Below are 19,522 nucleotides of genomic sequence, written 5' to 3'. Positions count from 1 at the left end.
GACAGGCGGGGAAGCTCGGCCGACATGACAAAGCGCGACAAAGCCGGACACAAGTCCCTTCCAGAAGCCGTTCGGCACCGCCGTTCGGCACCAAGGAAGGGGATGTGATGCGTGCATATTGGTTGATGTGCATTGCCGCGCTTGCTCTCAATGCCGCGCCGGCGGCAGGGGAACCTTCGGTCGAGCGAGGACTCTACATCTCCATCATCGGCGGCTGCCACGATTGCCACACCGAAGGATATAGCGAAAGTGGCGGCAAGATCGATCCGGCCAAGGCTTTCAAGGGAAATGCACTCGGCTTTCAGGGACCGTGGGGAACCAGCTATGCGGCAAACCTACGGCTGACGGCCGCCGACCTCACAGCCGACGGCTTCGTTTCATATCTTCGAGGCCTTGAGACTTATCCACCGATGCCGCGGTATAATGTACGGGCTATGAGCGATGAGGACAAGAAGTCGCTCTATCTCTATATCCGCACGCTCGGTGACCCAGGCGAGCGAGCGCCGGCTTTCGTGCCGCCTGGCGAGAAGGTCCATACGCCTTATATCGTCCTCGCCCCGCCCTTGTCGCCGCCCGCCTGCACACGCGATTTCGATTGCGGTGTAGGAGAAGTCTGCGATCCCAGTGGCTCCGGGCAGTGCGTGAAGAGATAACGCTCAGACCAACTGGCCGCCATCGCGCACTGGCCGCTGAGGCCGGACCTCGGGGTCGACGATAGGCCGGGAATAACATCGTTGCATTGCCGGCGGCTTTGACCCCGAGCTGAGCATTTCGACGATTGTTAAATCCAAAGAATCACCACAGGAGGGTGGCCGTCGAGCGAGTTTTTAGCAGCCCATTTCCGCAGCCCCTTAGTGTGCAACTTCGGAAGCTGCCGACATCAATTCCTCGGGATTCGGCGCTCTGAAGGTGTTGAGGCCATCCTCCAGAACTTCAGTGAAGTTCCAGCGTACGATGCCCGCACGGTCGATTAGGAATTGACCGACAAGCTGCCCCTGGCCGGAAGCCATCGCCTGCTGATCGGCTCCCGTAATCTCATATCCTTCCTTCTTGTTAAGAAACTCGTACATGGCCATGACGTCCATAGGCTCGGGCAACTCGCCCGGGAGATGGATCCGGATCGCCATGACCGTGTCCATCCCGACCTCGCGCAAGCCGAAGGCACGGTGCGAGGCCCGCTCCGGGTCGGATGCAGCGATAAGATCGGGTGCCGGGTGGTAACGGAAATAGAGCCGCGCCCGCTCGACTGGCGTATTGACCACCGCCAGGCATTCGACGCCTTTCTCACGCAGGGCCGGCTTAAGTTGCGCCATCGCCGCGACATGGCGCCGGCAGAACGGACAGTGCAGGCCTCGGAACAAACCGATCAACAACGGGCTACGGCCTCGAAAATCATCGAGCGCGATCTTGCCTTCGCGTGAGATCGCATTGAGCACAACATTCGGTGCCCGGTCGCCCGGCTGCAGCGGGCGGTCAACACTACTGCTCGTGGACATGGACAACCTCCTCGCCCTGGGTCAGTCAGGGAAAGCAGCACACCCAGCGTTTCGGAGGCGATCAAGTTGCCGGGGGCGAAAGCTTCCTGTGCCAAGGCAATAGCTTTCGACCTCTGCCATATTGCCGAGGTCGAGATTACGCGTGTTGCAAGCTCATCATAACACGAAAAATTCATCTGCGGGTCGCCGCCAAATGTGGTGAATGACCTCACGCGAGCGCACTGCCAAATGCTCTTGCGCTGAAGGTCAGGTTCCCGACCTCGATTTGGAGGTTCAAGTCTGCAACGCACAAGGTCGTCAACGGGTCGGTTCCGGACGATAAGCGAAGGTCCGCTCCTGAAAAGCGTCGGGAATGTCTGGAAATGGCGCAACAACGATGTCCAAGATGGTCGCCGGCAACGTCCGCCATCGGGCAACAGCGAAGATCACCTCAACGGCCCATGGGGCGCGAAGCTGCCGATCATTAGTATTTCCGCGCGCTAGTCGCCAGTCCTGCGATCGCGGCTTGCGAAAGAATAGGCGGGGGCGGGCGAGGCCGCTATTCTGCGCTTGATTGCATCCGTCCTCGACGCTCTGACACAAGATCGAAGCGTAGGGAAAAATCGCACGCCGGCATGCAAAATCGCGACTTGGCGTAGAAATGAGCGGCCCGAGACATAGGTGACGATTTGTACCGGACACATAGGTAACACTTTTCGGTTTTTGCCGGGAGGTGTTGATGCCGTGGAGAGAGTGTTCGGTGATGGAGGAACGTCTTCGCTTTGTGGCTCGCCTGCTCGACGGAGAAGGCATGAGCGCGGTGTGCCGGGAGTTCGGGATCTCGCGCAAGACCGGCTACAAGATCTTCAACCGCTACAGGCAAGAGGGGTTGGAGGCGCTTTGCGACCGCTCGCGGCGGCCGGTACGCTATGCCAACCCACTGCCCAAGCAGATCGAGCGGCTGATCGTCGAGAGCAAGCGCGAGAAGGCGAACTGAGCGAGTGGACAAATTGTCCAGACGGCCCGCTGCCTCACGGTCGGTGGCGGGCTTTATCTTGTGGCAGAAAAGTCACGCAGCTTGAAAATGCCGAGCTTCAACCGCTGCGAGCTTTATTATCCAGCTGAGCGAGGCGTACCCTCGTCGAGGGGCAAAAAGGGGACGCTGCCTCTGAGACTCCTCCGAACTCGCGCCCGCTGCCTGCCTATTTCTTCTGTGAGCATGGCCACGCCGCGAGAAGCGCATTGTGGACGATGCCAGGACCGGCCATGTGACGGATTTCTGGGTGAGCAGCCAGGTAGTTGCAGGTAACATCCTCCACTTGTTTGGAGGAAGCACCAATTGGCACACAAATGAACCGCCTCGGGATAACGTTTGAGCCAGTGGCATCATCTATAACGCATACTGACACCTTGGACATCAGCGATTGCCATAGCGTAGCCCCGCACCAGGACACGACTCCCAGCCGATCCATTGGTGCAGAGCTCGTTCAATGCGTTGCCGTCTTCGAAGTATTCAGCAAGCGCTGAAGGTGCGTACGCACTTATCGCGAGAAGCGCCAATGCCAGCGTTGCTGAATAACCTACCATCGTCTTCATACTGGCACCGGTGTAAGACCGGCTGGGTATTCATTGTAGCCGTCTATCTTGAACTCGAACCCTGTGAGGGCCTCGAAGCCTTCCGCAGCATCGTCAACGTGCTCGAAGCCGCGGCCCAGCTCCTTCCACATGTCGCGGCCTAGTTGCCGCAGATCTGGATTGTTCGCGGACCGGACAGAGTGCAGCCACACAAAAAATCCGACGGCGAGCTCGGGTCGATTTTTGGCCTGGAGATCCCTGATCAGTTGCCCGATTTTCAGCGCAAGCGCGGGCTCCTGCATTTCGCACAGGGCTGGCTCAAGCAGGTTCCAACCTCTCGTTTGGGCTACCAAATTCCTGTGGTTGGTCGCGCAGGCCACGATCATACCGACCTCGGAACCATCCATGGCTCGAAGTCGGCCGACAAACTCCTCCAATTCACGCTTCTGAACGTTCGTCGACCAGCCAAGAACCTTGTTGCCCAACCAGCCCATGATCCCCTCCCAAAGTCCCGGGGCGATAGTGGCAGGAAGGCGCAGGAATGCAAGGAGTGCTCAAGCTTCTGGCGAATAGTCCTCGGGGTGCACCAATTTGGGTGAGGAGAACCACAGGTCTCTGAAGGCGACCAGGGGCAGCGTCCAAGGCTCCCATTTGTCCATGGCGCGCAAGATGAACAGGCCAGCTTCGAAGGCGACCAAAGCGCGCGTTTGTTCAGGCCTATCATGCTTGAGCCAGTCTCGCGTCTCGTTGAGACGCCGGATCCAGACTTTGTTTTCCTCGATAGGGCGAGATCGGTTATCCCGAATGGTCGTCCAAAGGCCGCCCGTCTTCTCAGGCCCCATGTCTTCAGCAGCTCCCGCCAGTGTGACAGTGACGGCAAACTGCCCAGCGTGGAACGCAGCAATCGCGGCTTCGATCTGTTGAACCGCTGCTTCGTGCTTGGTGACCGTGAAGACCCGGTAGAAAGGCCGCTTCTCTCGCATCTGTAGCCCTAGGTGTAGCCCAGTCAGCCAATCGCGCAAAACTGCGGAACTCGAAAACGCCTCTAAGCCTTTGAAATTATTGGCTCCCCGGGCCGGATTCGAACCAGCGACCAACCGGTTAACAGCCGGTTGCTCTACCACTGAGCTACCGGGGAACAGAGGCTCTTGCGTGAGTGGGGCAGCCTATAGCAAACCCGTTTCGGCTTTGCAAAGAAGCATTTCGCATTTTTTCGACGCTTTTTGGCGCGGGGCATCCTGGCAGTGGCCGGCAAGCGCCCTCATATGAGCTGTCTCTCGCCTGTCACGGAACGGAAAAGGCCGTTGCGGCTTTCTCCGGGTGATGGTGGTGCTACTGAAGCAAACGGATCGATATTTCACATGACGGCAATGAGCGACGACCAGCCACCGGCCCGGAAAATCTCGGTCTTCGGCCGCCAGTTCACCATGCCGCGCTCGCGCGGCCTCCGGATTGCGATCGGCGTCGTGCTGATCATCGGCGGCATTCTCGGCTTCTTGCCGATCCTGGGTTTCTGGATGGTGCCGATCGGATTGCTGGTGCTCTCCTACGAATTCGCGTTGGTGCGCCGTCACCGGCGCCGCTTCGTCGTCTGGTGGGAGCGACGCCGCCGGCCGGATTGAGGTTGCCCTGCTGACAGGCGGGAAACAGGGCAATTGTTTGAGAGCGGCGTGGTCATCACCGAGGCTGGTCGAAACAGCTTTCCAGGCGTTCGCAGAGCTCCTTGAGAACGGCGGTAGCCGATGCCAGCCGCGCCCGGTCGCGCGGCGGCAGGCTGTTTGCGCCTTCTATGCTGAGGCGATCGATGGCATAGCGCACAAGCTCTGCAGACTGCGACAATCCGCGCGGTGTGCCGTCTTTCGTAGCTGCTCGACCCATGGCGGAACCCTTCTTTCTGCCCAACGTGGCCGCCGGTTTCGGGTTCCTGTCGCCGAGGATCATCCTTAACGATAAGCTAATATGTTATTGCTAGCATGGCATTGCATTGATAAGCAGTGCCTCGATGTCGGAAGAACCGTTGGGAATGCATGGTGGCCGCTTGACGGCATTTTCGCCGCAACCTATTGGAGCCGGGTGGAACGCCGGGAGCAATGAGGCCTCGTGGCGGAGTGGTTACGCAGAGGACTGCAAATCCTTGCACCCCGGTTCGATTCCGGGCGAGGCCTCCAATGCCCGAGCTCCCGCGCGTCAGCGCCAGGGGGCTTCAGTTCCGGTCGAAACAGCCGCGGCCTTTGCGCGGCAAGCGGATGGTTGGAACATGAGCGCTGATTTTGCCGAACGCCGGGTGAAGATGGTCGACGGCCAGATCCGCACCACCGACGTGACCAGCGCACCGCTGCTCGAGGCTATGCTTGTCGTGCCGCGCGAGGCCTTTGTTGCCCCCGGCCAGCGTGACCTTGCCTATATCGACGAGGACATCCGCATTGCCGATACGGCCGATGGTCCGCGCTATCTGATGGAACCGTCGCCATTGGCCAAGCTGATGCAGCTGGCCGATATCGGCCCAAGCGATTCGGCACTCGATGTCGGCTGCGGCACCGGCTATGCGGCGGCGATCCTGTCGCGGCTGGCAAGGTCCGTCGTCGCGCTGGAAAGCGATCCGGCGCTGGCCGAGACCGCCACTTCGACGCTTGCTGCGCTGGGTTCCGGCAATGTCACCGTGGTCCAGGGACCGTTGCCGCAAGGCCATGCCGCCAATGGGCCTTACGACGTCATCTTGATCGGTGGCAGCGTCGGCGAGGTGCCGGCGGCGCTGTTCGACCAGCTTGCCGAAGGCGGCCGACTCGTCGCCGTTGAAGGGCAGGGCAATTCGGGCGTAGCCCGGCTTTTTTTTAAGACTGGGGGGGTTGTAACGGGAAGACGCGCATTTAATGCGGCAATTAAGCCACTACCGGGATTCGAACGCATTCCCGCCTTCGAATTCTGAGTGATTTTGCCTTGCAGCGAAGGCGTTGTCATGATCGCTTGCGTTTGAACAATCGTTGCTGATCTGCATAACCGGGCGTTTCTGGGGCTTTCAGCGGGGGAACGATAAAAAACGCGGCGCCGGCTGATCAGAAGGAGAAGCCAGCGTGGCGCAGTTCCCGTGCAAAACGAATGAGGGAATATAACGTGCCGTCTGTACGCAAGTTGCTTTTTACCGCCGTCCTCGTTTCGGCGACCGCGCTTTCTCCATTGGCCGCCTCGGCCGAAACCATTCTCGGGGCGCTGTCAAAAGCCTACCAGAACAATTCCTCGCTTAATTCTTCGCGCGCCGGCGCCCGCGTCACCGACGAGGGCGTTGCTATTGCCAAGTCCGGCTACCGCCCGACCATCACCGGTTCCGGAAGTATTGATTATACCGCCAGCCACAGCAACCGGTTGCACCGAAACATCTCGATAACCACCGGCAACTTCGGCGTCGAGATCGATCAGACGCTGTTTGACGGTTTTCAGACCAGGAACAATGTGGCGGCCGCCGAATCGCGGGTCCGCGCTTCGTTCGAAAGCCTGCGCAACGCCGAAGAAAACACTCTCTTCAACGCGGCAAGTGCCTATATGGACGTTATCCGCGACCGTCAGGTCGCCGTGCTGACCGAACAGAACCTGCAATTCCTGACCGAGCAGGCGCGTGCGGCGCGTTCGCGCTTCGAGGTCGGCGAAGGTACGCGCACCGACGTCGCGCAAGCCGACGCCCAGCGCGCCTCCGCGGTGGCGCAGTTGAGTGCCGCCCGCGCCACGGCGCTGGCAAGTGCTGCGACCTATCGCCAGGTCGTCGGCGACGAGCCGGGCAAGCTCAGGCCGGCTGCGCCGGTGTCGAAGCTGTTGCCGTCGAGCCTCGATGCGGCGATCGCGATCGCATCGGCCGAGCATCCGGCCATCCTCGCCACCGCGCATCTGGTCGACGCGGCGGCGTTTTCGGTGAAGTCTGCCGAAGGCGCGCTGCTGCCGCAGCTCTCGGCGTCGGCGGGTGTTTCGAGTGCCATTCGCGGCACCGCGCCGGGCTCGCTCTCCTCGACACAGGATGGCGTAACCAATTCGGCGAACATCGGCGCGACACTGACGATACCGATATATTCCGGCGGCCGCACTTCGGCACTGGTTCGCCAATCAAAGGAATCACTTAGCCAGGCCCGTATCGAGGTCGATGTCAGCCGCGACACCGTGCGCCAGGCTGTGACCTCCGCATGGTCGCAATACACTGCCGCGCAGCAAAGCGTCACGGCCAATCGGCAGGTGGTCGCAGCCGCACAGCTTGCCCTGAACGGCGTCATCGAGGAGCGCAATGTCGGCCAGCGCACCACGCTCGACGTGCTCAACGCGCAGGCGACCCTCATCACCGCCAAGATCAATCTTGTCAGCGCCGAACGCGATGTGGTGGTGGCAAGCTATGCCATCCTCTCGGCGGTTGGCCATTTGTCGGCAGACCGCCTTGCTCTCAACGTGACGAAGTACAGGCCGGAAGAGCATTACGACGCCGTCAAGGACAAGTGGATCGGCCTGCGCACGCCGGACGGCCGCTGATCGCCAGGCCGTGTCTTCAGCCCGCGCTCGAACGACGCGCGGGCTCCAACTCCCGACCCTAATCTGTTGAAATCCGAGATGTCGCCAGATTGGGGATTCTCGCAAGGCGTTCCGTCGGTTACGCTGTTGCCATGATTCGAATCCGGCATTGCCGGACAGGAAATCTGAGAACGAGTCACAAGGGCGGCGGATGTGACGATGGCGACGGCGAGCAGCGTACAGCGCGAACCTTCCATGGAAGAGATACTGGCTTCCATCAGAAGGATCATCGAGGACAGCGATACCGGCCGCAAGCAGCCGGGCGAAGCAGACGAGCTGCGCCAGGATCTGCAACCGGCACCGGCAGCCGGACGCACAGCGGAGGCGGATGCGTTCCGCTCCGAACTGCGCGGCGGACTGGAGATCGCCAAGCCGGCCACGCGGGCCGAGGTGCAGCCAACGGCCGCATCAGTTATTGAGCGCCTGGAAACGCCGCTCCGCCCCGGCCCGGTAAAAGCACCGGTGACGCTGGCTGAGGTGAACGCCGCTCCCGCACCGGCTGCAAAGCCGGATCGGCCTGCGATGGCCAACGCTGGCGAGACGACCGACACCATCATTGCCGATTGGCGGCGCGAGATCGCCGCGGTCGGCGACGCGATGGCCAAGCCGGAGCGCGCCGAGCCACCCCGGACGCCGGACGCCGAGCCGAAAGCCGAGGTTTTCGAGGACGAGGCGACTGCTGGACCTGCGCCGGAGCATTCGGAAATTGGGCCGGAGCTTTCGGAGGGCGGCCCGCAACCTTCGGAACTCGGCCCGGAACCTTCGAAAATCGACCTGGAATCTTCGAAAATCGGCCCGGAATCTTCGAAAGTCGGATTGGCGCGTCCGGCGGCGAGCGAGCCGCCGCCCGCACGCCCGGCGATCCTTTCGGAGCATACGGGCCGGCAGGTTGCCGCCGCCTTCGGCGAGCTTTCCGACGCGTTTGCCAGCCGCAGCAAGAAGACCTTCGACGAGATGGCTGAAGAGATGCTGCGGCCCATGCTGCAGGACTGGCTGGACAACAACCTGCCGACGCTGGTCGAGCGGCTGGTGCGCGAGGAAATCGAGCGCGTCGCGCGCGGCGCACAATAGCAGTTCGGAGGAAACGCCGCCGATAGGCGGCTCGACCGGCGAATTGTCGAAGTCGGCGCTGCCCCTCATCCGCCTTGCCGGCACCTTCTCCCCGCATAGTGAGCGGGAGAAGGGATTGGCCGCAACCTGGGGCGCCTTTTCCGCAACGTTTGTGATTGGCGAAAGCTTCGGTACAGGCGTCTTTCTCCCCGTCACCATACGAGGAGAAATGCCCGGCAGGGCAATGAGGGCGGCGCAAACCTGAAGCGATTGCCTTGCAACATTCAGTTGCGCGAGTTGCACCGAACCATCCCGGCGCTATCTATTGGCCATGCCGCCGTTGCGGTTGACTTGGCAACAACCTTCCGATTTACACCGGACCACAGATTCCGGACAGCGCGGACCGTTTTCCCATGCTCGAAAAGACCTACGACGCCAAAGCCGTCGAGCCGAAGATTGCCAGGATCTGGGAAGAGGCCGACGCGTTTCGGGCCGGCGCCGGGGCCGAGGAGGGGGCTGAAGCCTTCACGATCGTCATCCCGCCGCCGAACGTCACCGGCTCGCTGCATATGGGCCACGCGCTCAACAACACGCTGCAGGACATTCTGGTGCGCTTCGAGCGCATGCGCGGCAAGAACGTGCTGTGGCAGCCGGGGATGGATCATGCCGGCATCGCCACGCAGATGGTGGTCGAGCGCCAGCTGATGGAAAAGCAGATCCACCGCCGCGACCTGACGCGCGATGAGTTCATCGACAAGGTGTGGGAGTGGAAGGCAGAATCCGGCGGCGCCATCCTCAACCAGCTGAAGCGGCTCGGGGCCTCGGCCGACTGGAGCCGGGAGCGCTTCACCATGGACGAGGGCCTGTCCAAGGCCGTGCTCGAAGTGTTCGTGACGCTCTACAAGGAAGGGCTGATCTACAAGGACAAGCGCCTTGTGAACTGGGACCCGAAGCTGTTGACCGCCATCTCGGATCTCGAGGTCGAGCAGCAGGAAGTCAACGGCAACCTCTGGCACTTCCGCTATCCGGTCGAAGGCATGACCTTCGATCCGGAAAATCCGAAGACCTTCATCACCGTTGCGACGACCCGGCCGGAGACGATGCTGGGCGATACGGCTGTCGCAGTCCACCCCGACGACGAGCGTTTCCGGCATCTTGTCGGCAAGAAACTCATCCTGCCGATCGTCGGCCGCAGGATCCCGGTGGTCGCGGACGAGTATTCCGATCCTGAAAAAGGCAGCGGTGCGGTCAAGATCACGCCGGCGCATGACTTCAACGATTTCGAGGTCGGCAAGCGCCACCGGCTGCCGGCGGTCAACATCCTCGCCGTCAATGCGGCGGTGAGCCTCAAGGACAATGAGGACTTTCTCGCCGGGCTGGAAGTGACGCCGGAGCACCAGGCCGTATGGGACAGCCTCGACGGCCTGGACCGTTTCGATGCGCGCAAGAAGATCGTCGAGTTGATGGAGGCGGGCGGCTTTCTCGAGAAGGTCGAGCCGCATCGCCACACGGTGCCGCACGGCGACCGCGGCGGCGTGCCGATCGAGCCGTTTCTGACCGACCAATGGTATGTCAATGCGGCGGAACTGGCCAAGCCGGCGATCGCCTCGGTGCGCGAGAGCCGTACCAATTTCGTGCCCAAAAACTGGGAAAAGACCTATTTCGACTGGATGGAGAACATCCAGCCCTGGTGCATTTCGCGCCAGCTCTGGTGGGGCCACCAGATCCCTGCCTGGTATGGGCCGGACGGGCATGTCTTTGTCGAAAAGACCGAGGAAGAGGCACTCGGTGCCGCCGTCGAATATTATCTGGCGCTGGAAGGGCCGTGGAAGGCCTGGGTCGAGGACAAGCTCGAGAATTTCCAGCCTGGCGAGATCCTGACCCGCGACGAGGACGTGCTCGATACATGGTTCTCGTCGGCGCTGTGGCCGTTCTCGACGCTTGGCTGGCCGGATCAGACGCCGGAGCTGAAGACCTATTACCCGACCGACGTGCTGGTGACCGGTTTTGACATCATCTTCTTCTGGGTCGCCCGCATGATGATGATGGGCCTGCATTTCATGGATCAGGAGCCGTTTCATACCCTCTATGTCCATGCGTTGGTTCGCGACAAGAACGGGCAGAAGATGTCGAAGTCGAAAGGCAACGTCATCGATCCGCTCGAGCTCATCGACGAATACGGCGCCGATGCGCTGCGCTTCACCTTGACGGTGATGGCAGCGCAAGGGCGCGACGTTAAGCTCGATCCGGCCCGCATTGCAGGTTATCGCAATTTCGGCACCAAGCTGTGGAACGCGACGCGCTTCGCCGAGATGAACGAAGTGGCGCGCGACGACGATTTCTGGCTGCAGGACGCCAAGCTGGCGGTCAACCGCTGGATCCTGACGGAGCTGACGCGAGCCGCGCGCGACATAACCGACGGCATCACCTCGTATCGCTTCAACGAGGCGGCGGGTGCTGCCTACCGGTTCGTCTGGAACCAGTTCTGCGACTGGTATCTGGAACTGCTGAAGCCGGTGTTCATGGGCGCCGACGAGGCCGCCAAGGCCGAGAGCAGGGCATGCGTGGCCTTCGTGCTGGACGAGATCTACAAGCTGCTGCATCCGATGATGCCGTTCATGACCGAAGAACTGTGGGCCGAAACCGCCGGCGAGGGCAGGCAACGGCCGTCGCTGCTTTGTCATGCGGCTTGGCCGTCGCCCGACTTCGAGGACGAGGCGGCCGCCGCCGATATTAACTGGCTGGTCGATCTCGTCTCCGGCATCCGCTCGGTGCGTTCGGAGATGAACGTGCCGCCGGCGGCGATCGCACCGCTCGTGGTGATCGGCGCCAACGAAACGACGCGCGAAAGGCTCGAGCGTCAGGGCTCGGCCATCAAGCGTCTGGCGCGGGTCGGCGACATCTCGCTAGCGGAGGCGCCACCCAGGGGATCCGCCCAGATCGTCGTCAACGAGGCGACCATCTGCCTGCCGCTCGGCAGCCTGATCGACCTTGCCGCCGAGGCAGCGCGCCTGCACAAGGAGCTTGCCAAGGTGACCGAGGAAATAGCGCGGCTCTACAAGAAGCTGTCCAACGAGAAATTCGTCGCCAACGCGCCGGAAGAGGTAGTGGAGGCCGAGCGTGAAAAACTCGCCGAATATCGCGAGGCGCAAGAGAAGCTTTCGGTGGCATTGGCGCGGGTGCGCGATGCGGGCTGATCAAACAAACCGGGCCGGCTGGCCGCAATAGATTCGCCGGTCACGAATCTGCTTTCCAGCTAGGCCGCCTGCCACGAAAACAGGCATTCCGCAGCGTAAATCTTGAGGCAAACTGAATGTTTTTGCCCCATTGTTGCCATAATGTAACAATGGCCGGCTGGGCAGGCAAAATTCCCTGTTCCCTGGTGATTTAGGCGGTTTTACCAAGTTTTCTCGTCGATTTGCATTGAGGCGGCCATTTTCCTGCCTCGGTAAGAAGGCCGACACCTTGTCGGAAATGCGGTCCGCCAAGGTATACATGTACGCACGGCGAATTCGTTGTTGCGCCGTTAACCTGAATTGGTTCTAGCTTGATGCAAGGACATTTCGGGGAGGAGATTCATGTGTTGTTCGCGTCTGAAAGTGCTGCTGGGCGCGGGGGCTTTTTCGCTGGCTTTTGCTGGGACGGTGCAAGCCGGGGGCTTTGACCGGGGCGGCGTCAACATCGACCAGCTGTTCGACGCGGCGCCATATTCGTTCGATGCGGGCGTCACCTATGTTTCGCCACAGCGCAAACTCAAGAATGTGCAGCGTCTCGATGGCTCGGGTTTGTCGACATCGGCGGTGGACGTTGGTGGCGATTATGCGGTGCCGCATGTCGGTATCAAAGCCAACATCTTTGAGCCCGTAGACTGTCTTGCCACCTATACGAGACCGTATGGTGCGGACGCGAATTTCGGCCTGAACAACGCCTATTCGCCGACAGCGGTCAAATACGCCGTCGACACAGACGATTTCGGTCTCACCTGCTCCTATAAGGTGAACGTCGGCAAAGGCGCCATACGATTCATCGGCGGTGTCTCCTACCAGCAGGTAGACGCGTTTCTTTCCCGTCAGACACTGCTCGCCTTCGGCAATACCGGCCTCGGCGTCTTCAAACTATCCGACGAGGCATGGGGTTGGCGTGCAGGCGCAGCCTATGAGATCCCCGAGATCGCTCTGCGCGCCAGCCTAATGTACTCTTCGAGCTACAAATATGACGGGCTGTCGGGAACCGTCGACACGACCGGCTTCAGGGGCGCCTTTCCAGCGGATCTGATTCCCGGCTCTACCGGCGTGTACCCAGTCTCGGCGTCGGCTGAGATACCTCAAGCTCTGGAATTCAAGCTGCAGAGCGGCATAGCTCCTGGCTGGCTGGCCTTTGGTTCCGTCCGCTGGCAGGAGTGGAGCAAGCTTGGCGTCATTGCCATCAATGGCGTGCGCAGTCCGGTAACCGGTGCTCCCTCGCCCGTTTCATTCGATCTGCTTTATCGCGACGGCTGGACGGTCACCGGCGGCATCGGTCACAAGTTCACCGATCAATTGTCGGGCGTGGTTTCGCTGACCTGGGATCGCGGCACCTCGACGACCTCCGGCTATCAGTCGGATACCTGGGCCGTGGCCAGCGGCGTCTCCTATTCGCCGAACGACCAGATCGAGGTCAGGCTCGGCGGCTCGATCGGTGTGCTGACGAGCGGGTCATCGACTTTCAGCGGTGTCGGCGACGAGGCAAATGCCGTCACCTACACTTACGACAACGACCTGCTTCTCGCCGGTTCGGCTTCCGTTAAGATCAAGTTCTAACTACGGATTTTTAAAACGACAAAACGGCCGGGCACTGCCCGGTCGGTTCGTTCGGCGCTCGTCCGGCATTCGGCGGCGCAACAATTGCCCCCAAGATGTTCGCTCCTGTAATTGTGACGTTTTGGCAACAGTTTCTGAACAACCCTCGCGCCACCCGGCCGCCCGGGAACATTGCCCATTTCCCGCCATAAACGCGGCGCACCTCGAATTTGTCTCGGGACACGCGCCAAAAGGCTAGGCGAAGAGGCAGGCCGCACCGCCCGCGGCAAGGACGAGTATGGACACCAGAGCGATCTCCAAGGCCAAGCTGCCGAGCCGCCACGTGACCGTTGGTCCCGAGCGGGCGCCGCATCGCTCCTACCTCTATGCTATGGGGCTGTCGGCGGCCGAGATCGCGCAGCCGCTGGTCGGTGTCGCCAGCTGCTGGAACGAAGCCGCACCCTGCAACATCTCGCTGATGCGCCAGGCGCAAGTGGTCAAAAAGGGCGTGGCGGCGGCCAACGGCACGCCACGCGAATTCTGCACCATCACCGTCACCGACGGCATCGCCATGGGCCATCAGGGCATGAAGTCGTCGCTGGTGTCGCGCGAGGTCATCGCCGACTCGGTCGAACTCACCATGCGCGGCCATTGCTACGATGCGCTGGTTGGATTGGCCGGTTGCGACAAGTCGCTGCCCGGCATGATGATGGCCATGGTGCGCCTCAACGTACCGTCGATCTTCATCTATGGCGGCTCGATCCTGCCCGGCAGCTACCGTGGCCGGCAGATCACCGTGCAGGACGTGTTCGAGGCGGTGGGCCAGCACTCGGTCGGCACCATCAGCGACGCCGAGCTGCTCGAGATCGAGCAAGCCGCCTGTCCTTCGGCCGGCTCCTGCGGCGCCCAGTTCACCGCCAACACCATGGCCACCGTCGCTGAGGCCATCGGCCTGGCGCTGCCCTATTCCTGCGGCGCGCCTGCACCCTACGAGATGCGTGACCGCTTCAATTTCGCTTCCGGCGAAAAGATCATGGAGCTGATCGCAAGGAACATCCGCCCGCGCGACATCGTTACCATGGAAGCGTTGGAAAATGCCGCGACCGTGGTCTCGGCCACCGGCGGCTCGACCAACGCGGCGCTGCATCTGCCGGCGATCGCGCACGAGGCCGGGATAAAGTTCGATCTTTTCGACGTGGCCAGGATATTTGAGAAGACACCCTACATCGCCGACCTCAAGCCGGGCGGCAAGTACGTCGCCAAGGACATGTTCGAGGCCGGCGGCATTCCGCTCTTGATGAAGACGCTGCTCGACCATGGCTACCTTCATGGCGATTGCCTGACGGTGACTGGCCGCACTTTGGCCGAAAATATGGAACATGTTTCCTGGAATGACAGCCAGGATGTGGTCCGTCCCGCCAACAGGCCGATTACCCAGACCGGCGGGGTCGTGGGCTTGAAGGGTAACCTTGCCCCCGAAGGCGCGATCGTGAAGGTCGCCGGCATGACGGAGCTGAAATTCTCGGGTCCGGCGCGCTGCTTCGATTCGGAAGAGGAATGTTTCGAAGCGGTTACGCATCGCAACTATAGGGAAGGCGAGGTTCTCGTCATCCGCTACGAGGGTCCGCGCGGCGGCCCGGGCATGCGCGAAATGCTGTCGACGACGGCGGCTCTCTACGGCCAGGGCATGGGCGGCAAGGTGGCGCTCATCACCGACGGGCGTTTTTCGGGCGCAACGCGCGGTTTCTGCATCGGCCATGTCGGGCCGGAAGCGGCAGTGGGCGGCCCGATCGGGCTGCTTAGGGATGGCGACTTGATCTCGATCGATGCGGTGAACGGCACGATCGAGGTTGCATTGTCCAAAGCCGAACTGGCGTCGAGGGCAAAGGCATGGAAGGCGCGCACCACGGACTATCAGTCGGGCGCGATCTGGAAATACGCACAGACGGTCGGATCTGCCCGCGACGGCGCGGTCACCCATCCCGGCGGTGCCAAAGAAACACACTGCTATGCGGACATCTGAGTTGTTGAGGTCGTCTGTCCTTTCGGCACTGGTTGCGCTCGCCACGTTTGGCGCGACCTTGGGCGCCGTCGGCCAGGCCATGGCCTTCGACGACAAGGTGTTCGACGACAAGACCGGCGTGAAGCCGCAGTCGAGCCCGTGGGCGGTGTTCCAGTTCGGCTTTTCCGCCTACAAGAACGGCCATAAGGAGCAGGCCGCGGAAGCCTATAAATATGCCGCGGAGAACGGCCAGATCGGCGCCACCTGGAAGCTTGCGCGCATGTATGCCGAAGGCGATGGCGTGGCGCGAGACGACTACGCGGCGTTCAAGTTCTTCTCAGAGATCGTCGACCAGGATGTCGAGCCCGGTTCGCCCGAGGAAAGCTATGTTTCGGACGCACTGGTAGCGCTTGGCGACTATCTGAGGAAGGGCATTCCCGGCAGCCCCGTCGAGGAGAACGAGGTTGCGGCCCAGGAATATTACATGCGTGCCGCCGCCAACTACCGCAATCCGAACGCCCAGTTCGAGATGGGCCAGATGTTCCTCAAGGGTGAGGGCGGCGTCAAGGCCAGCGTCAAGCAGGCCGGACGCTGGTTCCAGCTGGCGGCCGAAAAGGGCCATGCGGGCGCGCAGGCGACGCTCGGCAACCTGCTTTTCCAAAGCGGCAAGATCGTGCGGGGGCTGGCGATGATGACCGCGGCGCTCGAACGAGCCTCACCTGCCGACCAGCCATGGATCCGCGGCATGCAGGAAGAAGCGTTTGCCGCCGCCGGCGAAGCCGACCGCCGCACCGCGATCTCGCTGGCCGACGACATCCTCACCAAGGGTGGCGGCGACCAGTAGGCCGGCAGAAAGATCAATTCTCGTTCGGTTCCGCCGGCATGCCGCTGGGCGCCGGCGTGTTCTCCGGGCAGCCATCCCGCTGCTTTGTCCAGGACGTGTTGTTGAGCACCATCTCGCAACGGGCGAGGTAGCTTTGGCCGGCAGGCGTCAGGCAGGCGACCCGGCCGATCTGGAATGATTTGCCGTTGGCAAGGCACTCTGCATCGGCAAAAGCCGGCGTCGCCACCGCCATCGCAAGCGCGCAGCCAATCGGGCAGAGTGCAAATCGAGTAGTCATGGGAACCCCAGCCACCATGATGATTTCCCATCAAGCGCGCGATTTGTGGCGATAAGAGGTCAACTTATCAATGTTTATCAATGTGCCGCCGGACAGCAGGTCCGGTCAGGCCGGCCGCAGCGCCAGATCGATCGCCACCGGCACGTGGTCGGAGGGTTTTTCCCAGGCGCGCACCTGCTTCTCGATCGAAGCCGAGGAAAACCAGTTGGCGGCTTCGGGCGACAGAAGCAAATGGTCGATGCGGATGCCGTTGTTCTTCTGCCAGGCGCCGGCCTGATAGTCCCAGAACGTAAAGACGTCCGCGGAGTCGGTGACGGCACGCACGGCTTCGGTGAAGCCGAGATTCTTCAGCCGCCGGAACGCCTGCCGCGTCGCGGGCTGGAACAGTGCATCGCTTAGCCAGTTTTCCGGATATTTCGCGTCGATTGGCTCGGGGATGACATTGTAGTCGCCGGCCAGGACCAGCGGCTCTTCCAGAGCAAGCCGCTCCTCAGCCCAGCGCTCAAGTCGCGACATCCAGGAAAGCTTGTAGGAGAACTTCTTCTCGTCGTCGATCGGGTTGCCGTTCGGCAGATAGATCGAGGCAACGCGCAAGGCGCCCTTGTCGGTCGAGAACACGCCCTCGATGAAACGCGCCTGTTCGTCGGCATCGTCGCCCGGCAAGCCGCGATTGACCTCATCGAAACGCAGCTTCGACAGGATGGCGACGCCGTTGAAGCCTTTTTGGCCGTAAGTCTCGACATTGTAACCGAGCGCCTCGATCTCGGCGCGAGGAAACTGCTCGTCGACCGTCTTGATCTCCTGCAGGCAGGCGATGTCGGGCGCGCTTTCCGTCAGCCAGTGGGTCAAATTGCCGATGCGGGCGCGAACGCCGTTGATGTTCCAGGTGACGATTTTCATGGCGGCCTCGATAGGCTGGTGATCCGGAGACTAGCGATCCGGTGGATGACGTTCGACAAGGCCGATCGTATTGCCTGCCGGGTCCTTTAGGAAGGCCATCCATTCGCTTTCCCCGGCCTGGCCGAACAGGCCTTCGGTGTCGCGATGAACGAGCGCCGGCGGCGCGGTGAAGGGGATGCCGGCGGCCTTTGCCGAAGCGTGGAATTCTTCGAGGCCCGATATATCGAGATAGACGGTGCCGGCCGACAGGCCGTCGGTGAAAAGCAGGCGCACGTCACCGGCCAGGATGAAGGCGATGCCCGGCGGGTCGAAACGCGCGTGCAGGCTCATGCCGAGCACTTCGCGCCAGAACGCCAGCGTCGCATCGAGGTCGCGCCCGGCGGAAAGCGCGACCTGACGGACCGCGCCGATGATCGGCATGATCTAGATGGAGAAGCTGGTGCCGCAGCCGCAAGAGGCGACCGCATTGGGGTTTCTGATCTGGAACGACTGGCCCATCAGATCGTCGACGAAATCGATCACCGAGCCGCCCATATAGACCAGCGACAGGTCGTCGATAAGTACGGTGGCGCCGTCCTTTTCGATGGCGACGTCGTCGTCATTGCGCCTGTCGACCAGATCGAACTTGTAGGAAAAGCCGGAACAGCCGCCGCCCTCGACCGAAACGCGCAGCGCCGTCTTACCGGCTTCGCTCGCCACGATCTTGGCGATCCGCCTGGCGGCGGCGTCGGTCATCTCGACTTTCATGGCGGTCTTGGCATCAGCGCCCATGGGCGTCACCTTGCTTTCGGTTTTGTATGATAGGTATGAAGCGCGACGGGGCAAGTCAACTGCGGCATACGCTATGACCAACGAGTTGGGCGACATCGGATTCGGCTATCGGCCGCGCGCGGCCTATGCCAGCGACCCGGCAAAGTCGCGCGGGCGGCTGTACGATGAGGTGGAAAGCCCGACGCGCACGCCGTTCCAGCGCGACCGCGACCGCATCATCCATTCGACGGCGTTCCGCCGGCTGAAGCACAAGACGCAAGTGTTCGTCGCGCACGAAGGCGACCATTACCGCACGAGGCTGACGCATTCGATCGAGGTCGCGCAAATCGCACGCGCTCTGGCGCGGGCACTGCGCGGCGACGAGGACCTGGCCGAGGCGGTGGCCCTGGTGCACGACTTCGGCCACACGCCCTTCGGCCATACCGGCGAGGACGCGCTGAATGAGAAGATGGCCGCCTGGGGCGGCTTCGACCACAATGCGCAGTCGCTGCGCGTGGTGACGCGGCTGGAGCGGCGCTATGCCGAGTTCGATGGGCTGAACCTCACCTGGGAAACGCTGGAGGGGCTGGTCAAGCACAATGGCCCACTGACCGATGCCAAGGGCAAAGGGCTGAAGGGGCCGGTGCCGCAGGCAATCCGCGACTATTCCGAACTGCACGACCTCGAGCTCGACCGCTTCGCCGGTATCGAGGCGCAGTGCGCGGCGATTGCCGACGACATCGCCTACAACACCCACGACATCGATGACGGCTTGAGGGCAGGGCTGTTGACGCTGGACATGCTGGAGGGCGTCTCGCTGCCGGGGTCGATCCTCAAGGGCGTGCGTCAGCGCTATCCGGCGCTCGATGACGTACGCACCGGCCACGAGCTGATGCGCCGGCAGATCACCATCATGGTCGAGGACGTGATCGTCTCGACGACGGCCAATCTGGCGCGCATCAAGCCCGACAGCGCCGAAGCGGTAAGGGCGGCCGGCGAGACGATGGTGAGCTTCTCCGCCGAAACGGCCGTATCGGAAAAGGAGCTGAAGGCCTTTCTTTACAAGCATCTCTACCGGCACGCGGACGTCATGCGGGTGCGCGCCGATGCCGACCAGATCGTCAGGGACCTGTTCGACGTCTATTTCGCCGATCCGCGCGCCATGCCGGATGGCTGGCGCGAAGGGCTCGACCGGGCAGAGGACCGCGTCAAGGCGCGCAGTGTTGCCGATTTCCTGGCCGGCATGACGGACACTTATGCGCTCAAGGAACACAGGCGTTTGTTTGACCATACGCCGGATTTGAGCTAGGGCGGGCTCGATTTTGCCGG

The 19,522-nt window shown here is 61.9% G+C and carries 18 protein-coding genes, 2 tRNA genes and 1 pseudogene; 12 read left to right on the top strand and 9 right to left on the bottom strand.

Annotated elements, in window-relative coordinates:
* The first annotated feature begins 107 nt into the window (after window positions 1-107).
* Window positions 108-653, top strand: a complete 546-nt coding sequence (locus NKH42_RS16775) for a hypothetical protein (protein WP_352688235.1) — start codon at window positions 108-110, stop codon at window positions 651-653.
* Window positions 654-851: 198 nt separating this feature from the next.
* Here NKH42_RS16775 and NKH42_RS16770 read toward each other — a convergent pair whose 3' ends face one another.
* Window positions 852-1,496 carry a peroxiredoxin-like family protein gene (locus tag NKH42_RS16770; protein ID WP_352704556.1) on the bottom strand — a complete coding sequence of 215 codons (645 nt, stop codon included), beginning with the start codon at window positions 1,494-1,496 and terminating at the stop codon, window positions 852-854.
* A gap of 718 nt (window positions 1,497-2,214) precedes the next feature.
* Between NKH42_RS16770 and NKH42_RS16765 the strand changes: the two are divergent.
* Window positions 2,215-2,463 (top strand): annotated as a pseudogene (locus tag NKH42_RS16765) (helix-turn-helix domain-containing protein); the annotation flags it as partial.
* Window positions 2,464-2,677: 214 nt separating this feature from the next.
* On the opposite strand, the gene NKH42_RS16760 reads toward NKH42_RS16765, so the two are convergent.
* The 4 genes from NKH42_RS16760 to NKH42_RS16745 form a co-directional block, all read right to left on the bottom strand.
* Window positions 2,678-2,893 carry a Rap1a/Tai family immunity protein gene (locus NKH42_RS16760; protein ID WP_352704554.1) on the bottom strand — a complete coding sequence of 72 codons (216 nt, stop codon included), beginning with the start codon at window positions 2,891-2,893 and terminating at the stop codon, window positions 2,678-2,680.
* A 174-nt stretch (window positions 2,894-3,067) separates the two neighbouring features.
* A complete protein-coding gene (locus NKH42_RS16755; RefSeq protein ID WP_352689940.1) occupies window positions 3,068-3,544 on the bottom strand; it encodes a hypothetical protein in 477 nt (158 codons plus the stop codon).
* 60 nt (window positions 3,545-3,604) lie between these two features.
* Window positions 3,605-4,033, bottom strand: a complete 429-nt coding sequence (locus NKH42_RS16750) for a hypothetical protein (RefSeq protein ID WP_352689941.1) — start codon at window positions 4,031-4,033, stop codon at window positions 3,605-3,607.
* An 80-nt stretch (window positions 4,034-4,113) separates the two neighbouring features.
* Window positions 4,114-4,188 (bottom strand) — tRNA-Asn (locus NKH42_RS16745).
* A 223-nt stretch (window positions 4,189-4,411) separates the two neighbouring features.
* Between NKH42_RS16745 and NKH42_RS16740 the strand changes: the two genes are divergently transcribed.
* The 9 genes from NKH42_RS16740 (at window position 4,412) to NKH42_RS16700 (ending at window position 16,266) form a co-directional block, all read left to right on the top strand.
* Complete coding sequence (locus NKH42_RS16740) at window positions 4,412-4,672, top strand: hypothetical protein (protein WP_254818304.1); 261 nt, start codon at window positions 4,412-4,414, stop codon at window positions 4,670-4,672.
* Window positions 4,673-5,144: 472 nt separating this feature from the next.
* Window positions 5,145-5,218: transfer RNA gene (locus NKH42_RS16735), tRNA-Cys, on the top strand.
* An 89-nt stretch (window positions 5,219-5,307) separates the two neighbouring features.
* Complete coding sequence (locus tag NKH42_RS16730) at window positions 5,308-5,976, top strand: protein-L-isoaspartate O-methyltransferase family protein (RefSeq protein ID WP_352689942.1); 669 nt, start codon at window positions 5,308-5,310, stop codon at window positions 5,974-5,976.
* 185 nt (window positions 5,977-6,161) lie between these two features.
* Entirely contained in the window at window positions 6,162-7,553 is a 1,392-nt protein-coding gene (locus tag NKH42_RS16725; protein ID WP_352505833.1) for a TolC family outer membrane protein, read from the top strand.
* 198 nt (window positions 7,554-7,751) lie between these two features.
* Entirely contained in the window at window positions 7,752-8,663 is a 912-nt protein-coding gene (locus NKH42_RS16720) for a DUF2497 domain-containing protein (RefSeq protein WP_352689943.1), read from the top strand.
* A 392-nt stretch (window positions 8,664-9,055) separates the two neighbouring features.
* Entirely contained in the window at window positions 9,056-11,839 is a 2,784-nt protein-coding gene (locus tag NKH42_RS16715; RefSeq protein WP_352751315.1) for a valine--tRNA ligase, read from the top strand.
* A gap of 381 nt (window positions 11,840-12,220) precedes the next feature.
* Window positions 12,221-13,441 (top strand): OmpP1/FadL family transporter, encoded by a 1,221-nt coding sequence (locus NKH42_RS16710; protein ID WP_352505836.1) that lies wholly within the window; start codon window positions 12,221-12,223, stop codon window positions 13,439-13,441.
* A gap of 277 nt (window positions 13,442-13,718) precedes the next feature.
* Complete coding sequence (ilvD, locus tag NKH42_RS16705) at window positions 13,719-15,443, top strand: dihydroxy-acid dehydratase (RefSeq protein ID WP_352751313.1); 1,725 nt, start codon at window positions 13,719-13,721, stop codon at window positions 15,441-15,443.
* On the top strand, window positions 15,430-16,266 hold the full coding sequence (locus NKH42_RS16700) for a tetratricopeptide repeat protein (RefSeq protein ID WP_023678939.1): 837 nt from the start codon (window positions 15,430-15,432) through the stop codon (window positions 16,264-16,266). The genes ilvD and NKH42_RS16700 overlap by 14 nt, the downstream gene beginning before the upstream one ends.
* Window positions 16,267-16,279: 13 nt before the next feature.
* On the opposite strand, the gene NKH42_RS16695 is transcribed toward NKH42_RS16700, so the two are convergent.
* The 4 genes from NKH42_RS16695 to erpA all read right to left on the bottom strand — a co-directional run bounded on the left by NKH42_RS16695 (window position 16,280) and on the right by erpA (window position 18,214).
* Entirely contained in the window at window positions 16,280-16,561 is a 282-nt protein-coding gene (locus NKH42_RS16695) for a hypothetical protein (RefSeq protein ID WP_352751312.1), read from the bottom strand.
* A gap of 87 nt (window positions 16,562-16,648) precedes the next feature.
* Complete coding sequence (gene xth, locus NKH42_RS16690) at window positions 16,649-17,443, bottom strand: exodeoxyribonuclease III (protein WP_352751310.1); 795 nt, start codon at window positions 17,441-17,443, stop codon at window positions 16,649-16,651.
* Between the two features lie 30 nt (window positions 17,444-17,473).
* The gene (locus NKH42_RS16685) at window positions 17,474-17,863 is read right to left on the bottom strand and encodes a VOC family protein (protein ID WP_352704543.1); all 390 of its coding nucleotides are present in this window, start codon (window positions 17,861-17,863) and stop codon (window positions 17,474-17,476) included.
* Between the two features lie 3 nt (window positions 17,864-17,866).
* On the bottom strand, window positions 17,867-18,214 hold the full coding sequence (erpA, locus tag NKH42_RS16680) for an iron-sulfur cluster insertion protein ErpA (protein WP_254818314.1): 348 nt from the start codon (window positions 18,212-18,214) through the stop codon (window positions 17,867-17,869).
* Window positions 18,215-18,287: 73 nt separating this feature from the next.
* Here erpA and NKH42_RS16675 point away from each other — a divergent pair, with 73 nt between their 5' ends.
* Window positions 18,288-19,502, top strand: a complete 1,215-nt coding sequence (locus tag NKH42_RS16675) for a deoxyguanosinetriphosphate triphosphohydrolase (protein WP_352751309.1) — start codon at window positions 18,288-18,290, stop codon at window positions 19,500-19,502.
* The last annotated feature ends 20 nt before the right edge of the window (window positions 19,503-19,522 follow it).

This window comes from Mesorhizobium sp. M1142 (assembly GCF_040318565.1).
GTDB lineage: Bacteria > Pseudomonadota > Alphaproteobacteria > Rhizobiales > Rhizobiaceae > Mesorhizobium.
The sequence above is the reverse complement of the archived record's forward strand: the minus strand, read 5'-3'. Positions and strand labels throughout refer to the sequence as shown.

What these genes read in the sequence shown, in the direction of transcription:
- NKH42_RS16700 (WP_023678939.1), top strand. Translation starts at nt 15,430, where the DNA reads ATGCGGACATCTGAGTTGTTGAGGTCGTCTGTCCTTTCGGCACTGGTT.
- NKH42_RS16685 (WP_352704543.1), bottom strand. Translation starts at nt 17,863, where the DNA reads ATGCCGATCATCGGCGCGGTCCGTCAGGTCGCGCTTTCCGCCGGGCGC.
- erpA (WP_254818314.1), bottom strand. Translation starts at nt 18,214, where the DNA reads ATGGGCGCTGATGCCAAGACCGCCATGAAAGTCGAGATGACCGACGCC.
- NKH42_RS16760 (WP_352704554.1), bottom strand. Translation starts at nt 2,893, where the DNA reads ATGTCCAAGGTGTCAGTATGCGTTATAGATGATGCCACTGGCTCAAAC.
- NKH42_RS16695 (WP_352751312.1), bottom strand. Translation starts at nt 16,561, where the DNA reads ATGGTGGCTGGGGTTCCCATGACTACTCGATTTGCACTCTGCCCGATT.
- xth (WP_352751310.1), bottom strand. Translation starts at nt 17,443, where the DNA reads ATGAAAATCGTCACCTGGAACATCAACGGCGTTCGCGCCCGCATCGGC.
- ilvD (WP_352751313.1), top strand. Translation starts at nt 13,719, where the DNA reads ATGGACACCAGAGCGATCTCCAAGGCCAAGCTGCCGAGCCGCCACGTG.
- NKH42_RS16675 (WP_352751309.1), top strand. Translation starts at nt 18,288, where the DNA reads ATGACCAACGAGTTGGGCGACATCGGATTCGGCTATCGGCCGCGCGCG.
- NKH42_RS16730 (WP_352689942.1), top strand. Translation starts at nt 5,308, where the DNA reads ATGAGCGCTGATTTTGCCGAACGCCGGGTGAAGATGGTCGACGGCCAG.
- NKH42_RS16740 (WP_254818304.1), top strand. Translation starts at nt 4,412, where the DNA reads ATGACGGCAATGAGCGACGACCAGCCACCGGCCCGGAAAATCTCGGTC.
- NKH42_RS16775 (WP_352688235.1), top strand. Translation starts at nt 108, where the DNA reads ATGCGTGCATATTGGTTGATGTGCATTGCCGCGCTTGCTCTCAATGCC.
- NKH42_RS16720 (WP_352689943.1), top strand. Translation starts at nt 7,752, where the DNA reads ATGGCGACGGCGAGCAGCGTACAGCGCGAACCTTCCATGGAAGAGATA.
- NKH42_RS16715 (WP_352751315.1), top strand. Translation starts at nt 9,056, where the DNA reads ATGCTCGAAAAGACCTACGACGCCAAAGCCGTCGAGCCGAAGATTGCC.
- NKH42_RS16770 (WP_352704556.1), bottom strand. Translation starts at nt 1,496, where the DNA reads ATGTCCACGAGCAGTAGTGTTGACCGCCCGCTGCAGCCGGGCGACCGG.
- NKH42_RS16755 (WP_352689940.1), bottom strand. Translation starts at nt 3,544, where the DNA reads ATGGGCTGGTTGGGCAACAAGGTTCTTGGCTGGTCGACGAACGTTCAG.
- NKH42_RS16710 (WP_352505836.1), top strand. Translation starts at nt 12,221, where the DNA reads ATGTGTTGTTCGCGTCTGAAAGTGCTGCTGGGCGCGGGGGCTTTTTCG.
- NKH42_RS16750 (WP_352689941.1), bottom strand. Translation starts at nt 4,033, where the DNA reads ATGCGAGAGAAGCGGCCTTTCTACCGGGTCTTCACGGTCACCAAGCAC.